This window comes from Pseudoalteromonas sp. RWi3 (assembly GCF_054960735.1).
This window is the reverse complement of record NZ_JBHNYL010000014.1, coordinates 80964-94980: the sequence shown is the minus strand read 5'-3', so window position 1 is coordinate 94980 and position 14017 is coordinate 80964. Positions and strand designations below refer to the sequence as shown.

At 37.7% G+C, this 14017-nt stretch carries 10 protein-coding genes; all 10 read right to left on the bottom strand.

Translation table 11 applies throughout. The features are described 5' to 3' along the window. Positions 1-227: 227 nt before the first annotated feature. Positions 228-920, bottom strand: a complete 693-nt coding sequence (locus tag ACFI4Z_RS15650; protein ID WP_462671387.1) for an amino acid adenylation — start codon at positions 918-920, stop codon at positions 228-230. Between the two features lie 24 nt (positions 921-944). Beyond that, positions 945-1613, bottom strand: a complete 669-nt coding sequence (locus ACFI4Z_RS15645; protein WP_462671386.1) for a coiled-coil domain-containing protein — start codon at positions 1611-1613, stop codon at positions 945-947. Next, entirely contained in the window at positions 1610-3478 is a 1869-nt protein-coding gene (locus ACFI4Z_RS15640; RefSeq protein WP_462671385.1) for a dynamin family protein, read from the bottom strand. The genes ACFI4Z_RS15645 and ACFI4Z_RS15640 overlap by 4 nt, the downstream gene beginning before the upstream one ends. 85 nt (positions 3479-3563) lie before the next feature. Then, positions 3564-5774 (bottom strand): hypothetical protein, encoded by a 2211-nt coding sequence (locus ACFI4Z_RS15635; RefSeq protein ID WP_462671384.1) that lies wholly within the window; start codon positions 5772-5774, stop codon positions 3564-3566. A gap of 116 nt (positions 5775-5890) precedes the next feature. Beyond that, on the bottom strand, positions 5891-6562 hold the full coding sequence (locus tag ACFI4Z_RS15630; protein WP_462671383.1) for a hypothetical protein: 672 nt from the start codon (positions 6560-6562) through the stop codon (positions 5891-5893). A 121-nt stretch (positions 6563-6683) separates the two neighbouring features. Then, entirely contained in the window at positions 6684-7853 is a 1170-nt protein-coding gene (locus ACFI4Z_RS15625) for a restriction endonuclease subunit S (protein ID WP_462671382.1), read from the bottom strand. Further along, the gene (locus ACFI4Z_RS15620) at positions 7850-9430 is read right to left on the bottom strand and encodes a type I restriction-modification system subunit M (RefSeq protein WP_462671381.1); all 1581 of its coding nucleotides are present in this window, start codon (positions 9428-9430) and stop codon (positions 7850-7852) included. Before ACFI4Z_RS15620 ends, ACFI4Z_RS15625 begins: the two co-directional genes overlap by 4 nt. 104 nt (positions 9431-9534) lie before the next feature. Continuing rightward, positions 9535-9696 carry a hypothetical protein gene (locus ACFI4Z_RS15615; protein WP_462671380.1) on the bottom strand — a complete coding sequence of 54 codons (162 nt, stop codon included), beginning with the start codon at positions 9694-9696 and terminating at the stop codon, positions 9535-9537. Beyond that, positions 9677-10528, bottom strand: coding sequence for a RhuM family protein (gene rhuM, locus ACFI4Z_RS15610; RefSeq protein ID WP_462671379.1), 852 nt, complete (start codon positions 10526-10528; stop codon positions 9677-9679). The genes ACFI4Z_RS15615 and rhuM overlap by 20 nt, the downstream gene beginning before the upstream one ends. After that, positions 10529-13972, bottom strand: coding sequence for a type I restriction endonuclease subunit R (locus tag ACFI4Z_RS15605; RefSeq protein WP_462671378.1), 3444 nt, complete (start codon positions 13970-13972; stop codon positions 10529-10531). Positions 13973-14017 lie beyond the last annotated feature (45 nt).

Below are 14017 nucleotides of genomic sequence, written 5' to 3'. Positions count from 1 at the left end.
ATAAGAGCATAATTCTGGATGGTTATTTAGCGTTTCAAAGCATGCTAATAGTTGCTCTGCTTCAGATAGGGCTTTATTAAAATTTTGTAATGATAGGGTCATTTTCTTCCTTAAATATTTAACCAACAATTAGGTATTTGTTAGTACTGCTTTATTTTTTGTAATGCTATACAAAAATTTATAAAAATATAATTTCACAAGCTTGTGAAAATTTAATTGAGTTGGTTTTAGCCTTTTTTGTAATCACTAAAATTAATGATATTACTGTTGTCAATTATTTCTTTTGATGGGTCATCATCATGTTGTTGATAAATGACAAGCGATTGGCAATAAGTTAATAAACGCTCTATGGGTATAAACTTCTCTTTGCGACGTGTTGCTTTATTGGTGATACGCTTAGGCTGGGTGTTTAAATATACTGCTAACTCAATAGCAAGAGAGCTTGGTAAATTATGGAGTCCTTCTTCCTTTAGTGTTTGAGTAACCCAAAGTGCAGCGTCGCTAATATGCCCGCTTATGCTCAAATCGGTGTTTTTAACCCAGTGCGGAGTAAATTCTATTTTAGCTAGTTCACTTAACAGCACCGCTATATCGCTGCGTGGTATTAGCTGATACACCTCAAGCGTTTGAGCCAATATAAATTGCCATTCATACGCTAAGCGCTGAGTTAGCTCCTCTTGCGATAGCTTTAAACTCACCGGTATAAAAAACGTAAAGCGGCTATTCGCCTCACAAACAATGATTGTTTTCTCACGAGATTTATAGCTGTTATCAATAATCTGCAATTGCCAGTTAAAACAATCACTATCGCTAATGAGGGTGTTTACCCCCCCTTGTTTACCTTGTTCATATGGCAAGCGAGGAAAATCAGCTTCTAGGTATTTGTTGAGTGCGTTTGAGGCGCTGAATTGTAGTTTCATATTCAATATGTGTTTTCTGATCCCTTAATTGCTAAGTGTTCGTAAACAATAATAAGAGGTAGCAATTAAAGCTGATACTAATAAAACGAGTGAAAATAAATTAATCTTTTTGTTAACTTTAAATATTAGGCCTTTAATTTCATCATTTTTACTAGTCAATTCCAATATTGTTTTCTCTTGTTCTTCAATAATTTTAGCTATTTTATTATTAGTATCTTCTAATACATGCACTAATGCATCAACCTTAGAATCTAAGCAACTATTCCTATCTAACAGTTCTTTATGACGCTCATCTATCTTGTTACTAAAAGAAACCAACATACCTTTAACGGTATGACTTGAACATATTATTTCAGAAATCGCACTTTCAATAGACTTATTAAAAACTAACAGCTGTTGTTCGACTAAATCTTTATTGTCACTAATAATTTCTGCGCTATTTTTAGCTATATCGTTTAAAACACGCTCTTCTAAACGTGAAATTTTTTTTGTTAATTGTTTTAATAACTCATCTTTATCTGCACTCACCAAGTCAAGCTTTTCATTGGCCTCTTCTAGCGCATCCCCTACAGATAAAATATCATTTTTTAGTCTTTCCAAGTCATTGATAATAGGAGCAAGTGGTTGCTTAACGATTCTCCCCATTAAATCAGTTAATTGTCTTTCTTTATTAATCTCACTATTTGTAATCATATTTTAATCACTTTTTTTCCATGTAAAAGCTCTAACGTATCTCCCTGAGCACTTAATTCACAAAATGAGATTAACTGCATAAATGCATCACATTCATCATCTTCATCTAAAAATGCATCAATTTTTTTTGTTATTGATGCATGATACTCTTGCTTCAATATATTAATAAAAGTTTCAAACTTTGTTATATCTTCCTTCATTAATTTTTCAGTATTGATAACTCTTATTTTCAACTTGCTTAATAAATTATTTTTTACATGAGATTCTTTCTGCAGCTTTCTTTGTTCATCTTTGTTTATCAAGACGCTCGTCTCAAGTTGGCTTTTTTTAATATTAAGTTTACTGTTCAATGTTTCAACTGCTTTAATCCAAGAATTTCTCCACTGTGAAAGAATAAACTCTTCTGATTTATTCCTAGCCGCTTCTATTTTATTTTTATCATGGCGATAGTTTTTCCTTGATAAGTATTTTTTTATAAAGTATTTATCTAAATCTTTTTCAATCTGCTCAAATCTCGTTCGAACCTCATTGAAAATCACTCTATAATTTGGCTCAATAAAGGCTTTCTCAACCGCTCTCCAATATGGTCTATTATTAGCAATTAATAATTGGCTTAAATTTAATTCAACTTTCTTCAATTTATATTGATAATCACCTATTAACCTTTTGAGAAAAGTAACACTTTCATCTTCTAGTTTTTCATCAGTTTCTGAGGGAATATTACTTTTATAATCAGCTATCAAGCTATTAATATTGCTTTTTATATTTTCATCTTTACCGTATTCGATTAACTTCTTTAGTTTATTTAACTGTTCAAGCTCTCGTTCATTTATTTTGGTATAGTTTTGAATATCATCATCAATAGCTTGAATCTCTCTGATGATATTTTTTTCGACCTGTTTCAACCCCTCTAATTTCTTTTTATAAATATATTCGATTCTTGTATGACTATCGAGCATATTTCGAAGACGACTGACTGGCGATACAGAAGCATGTATTTCATCAATTAATGTTGCTCGAAGCCCATTAATTAATGGTTTTAACTTACTGTAAAGTACAGGTTCCTGCTTTTCTAGATTCTGCCAGCTATTTCCAAATTCAAGTGGGAAAAATAGGTTCTGATTTTTACCTTCATTACTTAGCTCACCAAAGCGCTGAATTTGCTCAATCAGTCTCGCTCTAATATCACTGATATTAACCTCTTCTCTCTTACGAATTATGTCTCTTATTGATTGAGCTGAATAAGAAAATGTCGTTACTATACGAAAACGTCCAAGCATAGCTTGCCAATTCTCTAGCCCCGGAAGACTCATAGCCTCTGAGTTTAGAAAACTTAAATCATCTCCCCTTCCAACTAATAAAATTAAATCAGCAAAAGGAAGATAAGCTTTTGCCATAGCATAAACATGCTTTTGCTCTGTAGCATTCGCAGGATTATCACCAGGTAAATCTAAAATACGTATATTAGCGCATTTTTTAGCAGCGATAGAAAAGAAACGTGTTGGTATATCTACAATACACGGAGAATTAAAAGACTGAGTTGCACTCTCCATACTATCTCTTAAATCACTTAGAGCTATTATCATATCGGACTCAGCAGCATAGAACTCTTTTTTAGAGTTGATTGTCAAAGCCCAATTTTCACTTGTAGAACGACAGTATTCCATAGTTGTTGCAGTGGCTGACTTCCCAGCCTCTCTTCCACCCCTTAGCACATAGGAAACCACACTTATTTGATCTGAATGAATACCGAGTAAATCAAGAAGCAGTGTCGTTTTTCCTACTTGAGTCTTGCCGAAAACAACTACAAAAGGCTCTACCTGCTTTCCTTTCATTGATAATGTTTTTTTAATATCGTGACTCATAGAGCTTATTAATCGCTCGTATGCATCAAACGCCCAGCCCAAATTTGATAGATATAACTCAGACCAGTATTCAGTTAGCCAATCATTAATCATACTCAGCTGTGTGTCCAACTAATAATGGATTTAAGCCACTTGCTGAAGAATCAATTTCAGCTTTAAGATCATTTGATAAAACAATTACATCAGCTAAAGCCTTTGCTAATCTTTCCTTACGCATTAAGTTTTCATCTAAATGAAAGCGTTGTCGTAAGGTAATTTCTAATCTAGATCTTGCTGAGCGCATTACTTCATCAAAACTACTACAAAAGTTTTCATAATGAGAATCGGAAATTGCATTAAGCAAAGAGTGTGCTTGAATACTTAATTCTTGCTCTTGTTTCCTGAGCCCTGATACAGCTTTGGTTGTTACATAGCAAGCAGCAACAACGGCAGTAACAGCAGTGGCAGCAGGGTGAAGCATAACAGGGGGAACACTGCCACCTCCAGGCTCATTGGTTGATTCTTCGCTTGCAAAATCATTCGAACTAGTTTCAGATTCTTTATCTTTGGTATGACCAAAAAGTGTACCTAGTATGTCTGAATCACCATCACTAATCACGTCTACAGCTAATAAAGCAGCGACAGCTTTGAGAGCATTTCTACCTTCATTTGCGCCTTTATTAATTGCCTCCACACTCTGCTCTATTAACTCACCATTATCATTCATTTTTAATTTAAGTTCATCAGCTAACAACTTAGGCACAGAGTATGACAACCTCGCATATTCAAGGGATATAATAGGTATCAATCTTACACTTTCAGCTAGTTTTTTACTTGTTTCGCTACTGGTATTAGAGTTATGGCTTAGTACTATTTTGATGTCGTTCTTTATTTTTTCACTTAATACTTTAAACTGAATTGGTTTACCTGATCTCCCAGCATAACCAAGTTCAATAAGTTTTTTAGTGTTCGATAGTTTAGGGTTTTCATTTTTACTTAGCTCTGAATCAGAATCGTACACAGGCCCTAATTTTTCTATAGTTAAGCCCGTTAATTGATTAGCATAATCAGAAAGAAAGTTGTTTCCTTCTTGTTGCCAAGCATCTTCTACAGTTTGCTTTATTTTTGTCTTTTTTTCAGTCGTGCTGTCAAACGAACTAGTAATAAAATTTTTGAAGCCTTCATGTTCTAAAGATAATTTTTCGTCTAATTTCTTAGCCGCATTTATTCGGTTCAGATCAACATGCGCTTTTGCAATTTTTTTATGCTCTTCTCTCAATAATGTAACAGAGTCATCAAATTCACCTAGAAGATCTCCACATATTAATGCACTCTCTGTTGCTTCAGAACTCTTGAAGATAAGTCTGGCCTTAGATCTAATACTAGTTAGCACTTTAGTTAAATCTCGACCAATTAACTGTGCTAGGTTATTAATTTGAAAAACACGATTCGATTGTCCTGTATAATTAAGTTCATCAATCATACTTTGTAATTTTGGCATCCACTCTTCAAAGTAATCCGAATCATCTGTACCCGTTAATATGATCAGCTTATCAATTCGGTTCTCATCTATTTTGAAAGTGTTCATCGCACTATTTTTTAATTGGTTTTGGCGCTCTAAGTCGTTTTTATATGACTCAGTTTTAGAAATAACGACACAGGGCTCGCAATGCTTTAATTCATTTGAAAGCATATCTTTTGTAATATCAAGTTGTTGTTGATTTGCCATTCTTGTTTCATCTGTAACAACAATGCAACCGCCTGCAGCAATCATTGCTTGACGCATTAACTCTTGCCAATCTTTATTATCTCGATCTTGTTTTTCATAGCCAGGTAAAAGTAGCCAAGCCTGATTTCCCCTTTTAAAATAATGCTTTGGTACTTTTAAAACTGGTAGTAAATCTTCTGCTGAAGGGTCTGTTATAACTTGATTAAAGTTTTCAACATTTATAAGTACATCTTTTATTAATAGCTGATCTCCAATATCACTTTTTTGTAAACGTCTTACATAGCCCTGCGGTGCAGTTACTTCATTAGTTTCAATAATCATAACGGGTAATTTTTCACCGCGCCCTTCGTTGCCTTGTAGCCAATCTCCACAGTCATAAATTTTAGACATTAAAGTTGTTTTGCCTGCCCCTTGCGAGCCACCAACTGCAATTATCCACTCATTGCCTAATATTTCTGCTAAAAGTAAGCGTCGCATCACAGCTAATAATTTTTTATCTATTTCATCATTAGCTAGTACATTGCATGCACCACGTAATCTGCGTAAAGCACTATTAAGCTCTTTTAAAAAAACCTCTGGTGATTCCATGTCCACAATCCTAATTTTATAAATATGTATATGTTTTTAATTAAGTCATAAAAACTTAAACTATACTGTTAAACCACGGTGTATTAACAACATAATTTCATCTGTCTAACTGTTTATCATTTTCTGCTTGGATTGGTTAAAAATAAGTTGGTGCCGTTGCTTTCATAGCGTTTGTTCCAAACCAAATCAAAATAAATACGGTGGTTTAAACCTATTTTTGCCGCTTTATCTTTTAAAAAGCTTTGTATTTCTGCGTAGTGCTGGGCTGTTTCAATGTCTTTATAGGTAAAGCGGCGCTTGATGCCTAGAGCCTTTGCTTCTTCAGTGGTAAATATAAATTCTGATTTAAAATTTTGGCTATCAAGGGGTAAAAATAGCCATGGTGTGGCGGTTTTTCTTGCTGGTGCAAAGTCCTCCCCCATTGCTACAAAGTGCTCGAATACAATATCAACGGGCTTTCGCACTTTATTAAACGACTGCAACTGCGAAGGTTTAATGTTTTTACTCAGTTCACTTTTTAGCTCACTACATAACTCGTTTGCAAGCGTGTTTAACTCTATTTCAGAGGTGAGATTATTGAGTGCGTGTATTAAATAATCCTTTTTTTTAGTTAACACATCTTTAAAGGTATGTGATGCGCCTAAGCAATTGTTACTTTTACGATGAAAGCCGCGATAGGTATTCGAGCCTAAGCTTTTTAACACCAATGCCTCGTAGCTGAGTAGTGGCGTGGGTGTTAAAAATACCGTATCGCCCACTTCGTTCATGCGTTTTACTTGCGTCTGCATTTTTTAGTTATCCTCTCCACGCCAAATAATCAGCTTGTTTTGTAAACTCTACGTTGATTATGTTGTTATTTAATTCACGCTGGGTCATTTAACATCCTTGTTATTATTCTTATAAATCACGTTATAGTTCGCCAGCAAAGGCTTTTTGGCTTAGTGAGTTAAATGCAAGTGAACAATTCCCGCCCCATCCTATGAATAAGCTTTTAATTTTATTGTGAACTTTAAGATATTTATCCTGCAACTCTATTGGAGGAATAAACGGCACAAATTCACTTAACACTGTTTTATTTATAGTGGCAATGCCTGTTGTTTGCTTGCCTACTTTCAAAAAATATCTTTTCCCTCTTTGAGAAGATATTAATACACTCAAAAACTCAGGCCTTACAACTTCTTTATTATTTACTCTTACCGAAAAAATATGGTTTTGATGTATACAATTTTCTATTTCACCATTCCAAACGTACCCCCTCCCAAGCTTATCTATATCACCGCCTTCTGTAAGCAGTATATCTCCAGTTCGAAGTTGACACTTTTCAGCATCTCTATTTGAAACAGTAATATCTTTTACTTCATCTAAACAGAGATAACCATCTTGAACATTGGCTACTCTCATATAAGGTAAAGTGATAGAGTCTTCGGGCTTTACCTTTTTGCCTTTGGTAACACCTGAGCGAATATCAGCAATATCCTTTAATATTTTTTCCTCCCACCCCTTTGGATTGGTGACGGGATCACCGAACATATCTAGGAATACACTGCGAAGGAAGTCGTCGGCGAGTTGGATGGCTTGTTGGCGTTTGCGGCGGATGGCGTCGGCTTTATCTAAAATCGCGGCAATGCGCTTTTGCTCGTCTAATGGGGGTAATGGGATTTCTAACTCTTCAAACTTAGATTTGTTAACAATTGCAACGGTAGTTGCAGGAGCCATTGATTCTAAAATTGGCTTTAGCCTACTTAAAGCATAATAACCATATTTATAATCAATTTTACTTTCATCAAATGTAACTGAATTAATCTGCTGATTTGTCCCCAATTCTCGATCAGCAATTGCCAGCTTTCCTAGAGAACCTATACAACAGACAAGAACAGAATTTTTAGGTACAAGTTTTATTTTAGAAGCACCACTTTCTGTCAAAGTTTGCTTTGAATTTAATACAAAGGGAGCATCACCTAACTCAGAGGGTGAGATAAAAGGAATATCTCCACCAAAATACTCTTCCACTTTTTTAGAAGGTGTCTTACCCGTAGTAACTTTTGAAACACTTTTAATCGATACTAAAGGCCAACTCACAGCATGCCCTCCAATTCTTTCAAATCAGTCAGTATTTCATTTTCTAAGCTCACTAATTTACCTAATATTTCTTTTGGCGGATCGTAACTTTCTTCCTCGTATACTACTTCTTTGTAGCGGTTGATTGATAGGTCGTATTTATTGCTGGCTATTTCATCTTTACTGACCCAAAACGCCTTTTGAGTTTTATCATTGCTATCACTTGTCGCTTGTGATTTATCACGCACTTTAAATTCGCTAATTAAACTTGGTAAGTCGTTGCCTTTTATTGGTGTGCGTTTATCGTCGAGGCTAAAACCATCGGCTTGTACATCATAAAACCATACGTGGTCGGTGCTGCCACCTTTGGTGAATATAAGTATTGCCGTTGATACACCAGCGTAAGGTTTAAACACGCCACTTGGCAGTGAAATTACGGCTTCTAGCTGGTTGTTATCTACCAGCATTTGGCGCAGTTGTACGTGCGCTTTTGATGAGCCAAAGAGTACGCCATCAGGTACGATAGTGGCCGACTGTCCGCCTACTTTTAACATGCGCTCAATAAGGGCAACAAACAGCAGTTCGGTTTTCTTCGTTTTTACTTTACGTAGTAACTCAGGGCATACGTCTTCTTCGTCTAGGCTGCCTTTAAATGGCGGGTTGGCGAGTATTATGTCGTACCCTTCTTTTGCCTTTTGCGGGTAGTGCTCTTTAAAGTTTTGGCTTAGAGTATCTTGATAATGTATGCCCGGTTGTTTAATGCCGTGCATTACTAAGTTCATGGCGGCTACGCGTAGCATGGTGGCGTCAAAGTCAAAGCCGTTGAACATGTGAGCATCTATGTGGGTGCGCTGCTCTGGGGTAATTAAATCACCTGAGTAGAGCACGTTTTCAAGCGGTTTGCCGCTGTCATCAAGTTGCACGTTGCCATTTACGTCAAGTACTGGTTCGCGCTCTATGCCCTCGGCTGATGTGTACTTTTGTAACAGGTATTCGTAACTTACCGATAAAAAGCCACCCGTGCCGGTTGATGGGTCACAAATTTGGCTGGTTACATCGGGGTCCATCATTTCAACCATGGCACGTATAATATGGCGCGGCGTTCTAAATTGGCCGTTAATGCCTGCGGTGGTGAGTTTGCTAAGCAAGTATTCGTATAAATCGCCTTTGGTGTCGGCGTTTTCAAGTGGTAGGTCGTTAACCATTTCAACGGCTTTTACCAACAAGCTTTGCTTTTGAATCATTAATTGCGCGTCTTTCATAAACTCGTTAAATATCGCGCCTTCTGGCGATACGTCGTCTGAGGTTTTTGAAAAGTACGGAAACAGCTCATCTTTAACTAGTTTGTATAACTCTTCTGCGCCTAAATGGCGCAGGTTTTGCCAACGAATATGTTGCTCTGCGTCTCTAAAGCGGCGGTTAAATGGCTGCTTAGTACGTGCGCTGCGTTTTTCGTCGGCTTGCTCGTTCATGTCGAGCATGCGGGCGTACATTAAAAAAGTAATTTGCTCTACTACGGTCAGCGGGTTAGTGATGCCGCCTGTCCAAAATTCTTCCCATAGTTTGTCGATTTTACTTTTTAAAGGTCCGGTGATCATAGTTTTCCTAGTGTGAGCGCTTTATAACGCTCATTATGTTAATTAATTTTTTATATCTCATTGTTGGATGGCGCTTTGCTTATCCGACCTACGTTTTGTGCTATTTAATTTTGGCTTAATAAATTTTCGACTAAGCGGATTATGGTGTCTTTTTCTTTTGGGTTTGACTCTGCGACTAATAAAGTAATAGCCGCTAACCCTGTATCGTTTATTACGGGTTGATAATTTTCATTTAACAGGCGTTGATTACGATTTAAAATCGACAAATAAAAATGCTGCGGTGCGTTTATTACCATCACTAAACGGGTGGTTTTTTACAATAAAATATAATAAATGAGCCGCTTTACTTTCTATACTTGGGTAGGCAGGCTCACCAAATACGGTTTGATTTAACGCGCCCCAAATTGCATTTAGGCCGTTGTCACGCTCTTGTGCAAATAGCTTAGTGGCTTCACCTTTGGTTATAAGGTTTTGCTTAAGCTGAGTAATTGCGGCTTTTGCATCATTGAGTGGTGTAAGTGCACCGCCTAACTCACCTTTTGGTGAATTAAGTAGTCCTTCATCATACTGTTGTAGCCATAAAAAGGTTTGCGTGTAACTGGCAATTATATCTACTAGCCCTGCACCAAACTCACTGTTTTGTGGCAGAACAGCAATACGTTTAACGAGTTGTAATGCGTTATCTAACTCTGTTGCGTTTTGTGCTAATCGCTCTTGATTTAAGGTATAGCCTTTTAATAAATGCTGCTTTAACGTTTTAGTCGCCCATTGGCGAAAGCGCGTTGCTTGAGTAGAATTAACACGGTAACCCACGGAAATAATAGCATCAAGATTGTAAAATTTAGTTTTTGATTTTTGTGTTTTTCCAGCTATTGCACCGTGTTCAGTGGTTTGTTCCAAAATGGAACTAACCACTTCTTGCTCCAGCTCACCTGTCTTAAAAATATTAGACAAGTGCTTTGTAATCGCTGGTCGCTTCGTTCCAAATAAATCAGCCATTTGTGCTTGAGACATCCAAAGTGATTCATCTTTAAATTGAATATCAAAAGATAATGAACCATCCGGAGTTTGGTATATAACAATACCTTTATTAGCCATTTACAGCCTCACCTCTTTTTCAACAGATTGATTTTTGTCGCCTAGTTTTACATCAAACTGCTTAATAAATTGCTCTATTACGTCGGCTTGTTGCTCGCTAAATACGCCATCAAGCCCCATATCGTGTATTTGAGTGAAAGGTGCATCGTAAAGCTGGGCTATTTCAATTGCGCCGTGGCGAATCAGGTGGTTTTTTAACATACCAATAAAGCGCTGTTGCTTGGCATTTACATGGGTGTGTATTTGCTGCACAAAGGTAGTAAAGCTCTGCTCTATGGCGTTTTTATCCATACCGACTATGGTACGCAATATTTTGTCGAGCGTCGCGGTTGATTCGGGAAAAAACTCTTTTAATGTATTTAAATCAACACTTGGGTTTTGCGTATGCACTAACGAGCTTAATTGCGCTAAGTCGGCTTCGGTTACTTGTTCGCCGTTGCGAATTTTTTTAAGTACGCTGTCGGTTTCAAATAACGGGGTGAGTGTTTTTTCAACCTCTTGGCGATATATTTGATAATCAATAGAGACTATTTTTGTAAGCCTGTTGGCCTCTTTAATTTGGTTTGTGTCTTCTTTTATATCAAGCACAAAGTCACTTTTTGGCGGTGTTACGCTTTTATTACGCAGGTGTATAATACTGCGTAAATTAATGCGGCTTTGCTCAAGCGCTGCATGGGTTAAATACTGCCAATATTGCTCGGTTTGTATTTCTTCTATTACAGGTGCTTTGCTACGCACTTCGTTTAAGTGCATTTGTAGCGATTCAACTTTGTTCATTACACTTTGTTTAGCTAGATCAATTTGGTTTGCATCAGTTAATAGCAGTGTTTGGATAACTGTTAGCTCTAAATCTAGTTTATACGCTTCGCTTTGCCCCATTATGTTACGCCATTGCATAAGCGGTGCTACTTTCTCGAGTAAGTCGCTTACTGCTTGCGGTGCAAATTGATTAAGACGTTTAAAATCTTTGTAAGTTTCGACAATTTGCCAGTTGTCGCGCACTGATATTGATTCCATTGGCAAAAAACAAATATCGTCGTGAATTAATTTAATGGTTTGGTCAAACACATCCAAATTGGCTTTTTTGAGGGCGGTTTGTGCAAGGGTTACACGGGCTTCAAATAGCTTTTGCAATAACGATTTAGATTGTTTTACATCTTCTTCTTCTGGGTTTTCGTCAAAGTATTCAAAGTTTGCCCAGTGGTCGAATATTAAAAAGTGCGTTTTGTGCTGCCCTGGGCCATATAGGTTTTCGCATAGGCGTGTGCCACGGCCAATCATTTGCCAAAACTTTACTTTTGATTTTATGGGTTTTGCAAAAACAAGGTTTACGCATTCAGGTACGTCTATGCCGGTGTCGAGCATATCGACCGATACCGCTATACGCATACTGTTTTCGTCGCTTGATTTAAAGTCGTCTATTAGCTCTTCGGCGCGTTCGTACTTTGAGTGAATAACGCGGCAAAAATTAGCACCGTGTTGCGGGTAAAGCTCGCTAAACAATTGTGCCATTAGCTCGGCGTGGGCAATGTTACGGGCAAATATAATTGTTTTACCAGGGAGCTGGCCGTCTTTATCGCGCAAGCCTTTTTCCATTAGGTTACGTAGTATTAGTCTGTTGGTGTCTTTATTTTTAATGGCTTCATCTATTTGTTTTGCATCAAAGTCGAGCTCGTTAGGATCAATGCCTTGTTCTTCTAGTTGGGCTATTTGCTCATCGGTTAGGTTGTCTTTTTTAATGCCTTCGCGTAAAAATTGTGTGGTGTAACTTACAATTTTGTAAGGGACTAAATTGCCTTGCTCTATGGCATCTTCAAGCGGGTAATTGGCTGTGGGTAGTTTGTAATCGCAACCAAACAAATCACAGGTTGAGCGCGATACCATTTCAACCGGTGTGGCGGTTAAACCTACTTCTAGCGCGTCAAAGTATTTAAAAATATCACCATAAATATTGTAAATTGAGCGGTGTGATTCATCGGCTACTATTAAGTCAAAATGGCCTACGTCGTACTTATTCATTATACGTAGCATGCCTGGGTAGGTTGCTATAAATACACGGGCACTGGCTGCGGTGTTTTTAGCGCTTTTGCCTACAATGTGTACGGGCTCTTTGGTGTGTTCGGTAAAGGCATTACCCGCTTGTTTACGTAGCTCTTTTCGGTCACATAAAAACAGTACGCGCTTAGCCCAACCAGCATCGAGCAGCCGTTTTGCAAGGGCAATAGATACGCGTGTTTTACCTGTGCCGGTTGCTTGCACAATAAGCGCTTTGCGGTGTTTATCACTAAAACGCTCACATACACGGGTTATGGTTTCCATTTGATACAAACGCCCTGCCACCGCAGTATCTATCGGCGTTTTATTTAAGTCTTTTTTTAGTGTGCGCTGCTTTATTAAATACTGCAGGGAATCTTTTGAATAGTAACCGTATAAACCTCGGCTGTTATAACCTTGCGCGTCGTCTAGAATTTTTATATCCCAGCCGTTTGAATAAAAAATAACGGGGCGTTGTCCATATTGCTTTTCGAGCGCGTTGGCATAAAGCGTTGCTTGCTGGCGACCTTTTTCGATATTTTCGCGGGTGCGTTTTGCCTCTATTACCGCAAGTGGTTTACCGTCGTCATCCCATAATACGTAGTCAACATAGCCTACGCCTGTTGTTGTAGGTTGGTCGGTTACTTTTACTTCTTTGCCAACGTCTTCTGTTGATTCGTCGTCAAGTGCTACATTCCAACCTGCATTGCGTAAGTCTAAATCGATAATACGTTTACGGGTTTCGTCTTCGTTAAAGTTAAAACCTGAGTTAACAATTTGCTCATTTCGGGTTTTAACTTGCGTCAGTTTTTCAGCATCAATCGTTTGTTTTAGTTTTGCTGCTTGCTGCTGCGCTTGTTTTTGTGCAAGCTCTGCGGCTTCTAGTTCGTCAAGTGCGCGTTTTAAACGGGCTTGATTTTCGGCTAGCTGCTGAGTGAGTTGCTTGTTCTTTTTAGCAAACTGAGCATCACTTTGGTTAGTGGGCTGTGTTTGCTCAGGCGCTTTAAACTCTGGGCATTCTTGTTGCGTGCCATTGGCATACGCCATAAACAAATAAGAGGCTACAAAGTAGCTTTCTTTTAATATCCAAATAGCTTGTTGTTGATCTACTTTGCCTTCGTGGGCCGCTTGGTTGCCGCTTTTACGTATGGCGTGGAGCTTATCGGTTATTAAACGCGGGACGGCACTGGTAAAGTCGTCTGCGGTGAGTTTATCAAAAATATTAGAAGTGGGTAAAACAGGTAAACTAAGTTCTTTGTATAAGTAGCCTACTACTTTTTCTGCAAAGCAACGCAGCTTAACCAGTGAGCTTTGTGGATCGGTAATCGCATAGTCTTCTGCAAAAGCGGCTAACTGGTGTAGCTCTGGCCACTTAGATTGAATATGTTCAAAGTTCATTGATTGCTTCATTCCTGATTACTTCCTTATCAACTAATTTACCTTGCGTTATTATTT

What these genes read in the sequence shown, in the direction of transcription:
- ACFI4Z_RS15630 (WP_462671383.1), bottom strand. Translation starts at nt 6,562, where the DNA reads ATGCAGACGCAAGTAAAACGCATGAACGAAGTGGGCGATACGGTATTT.
- ACFI4Z_RS15620 (WP_462671381.1), bottom strand. Translation starts at nt 9,430, where the DNA reads ATGATCACCGGACCTTTAAAAAGTAAAATCGACAAACTATGGGAAGAA.
- rhuM (WP_462671379.1), bottom strand. Translation starts at nt 10,528, where the DNA reads ATGGCTAATAAAGGTATTGTTATATACCAAACTCCGGATGGTTCATTA.
- ACFI4Z_RS15635 (WP_462671384.1), bottom strand. Translation starts at nt 5,774, where the DNA reads ATGGAATCACCAGAGGTTTTTTTAAAAGAGCTTAATAGTGCTTTACGC.
- ACFI4Z_RS15650 (WP_462671387.1), bottom strand. Translation starts at nt 920, where the DNA reads ATGAAACTACAATTCAGCGCCTCAAACGCACTCAACAAATACCTAGAA.
- ACFI4Z_RS15605 (WP_462671378.1), bottom strand. Translation starts at nt 13,972, where the DNA reads ATGAAGCAATCAATGAACTTTGAACATATTCAATCTAAGTGGCCAGAG.
- ACFI4Z_RS15645 (WP_462671386.1), bottom strand. Translation starts at nt 1,613, where the DNA reads ATGATTACAAATAGTGAGATTAATAAAGAAAGACAATTAACTGATTTA.
- ACFI4Z_RS15640 (WP_462671385.1), bottom strand. Translation starts at nt 3,478, where the DNA reads ATGAGTCACGATATTAAAAAAACATTATCAATGAAAGGAAAGCAGGTA.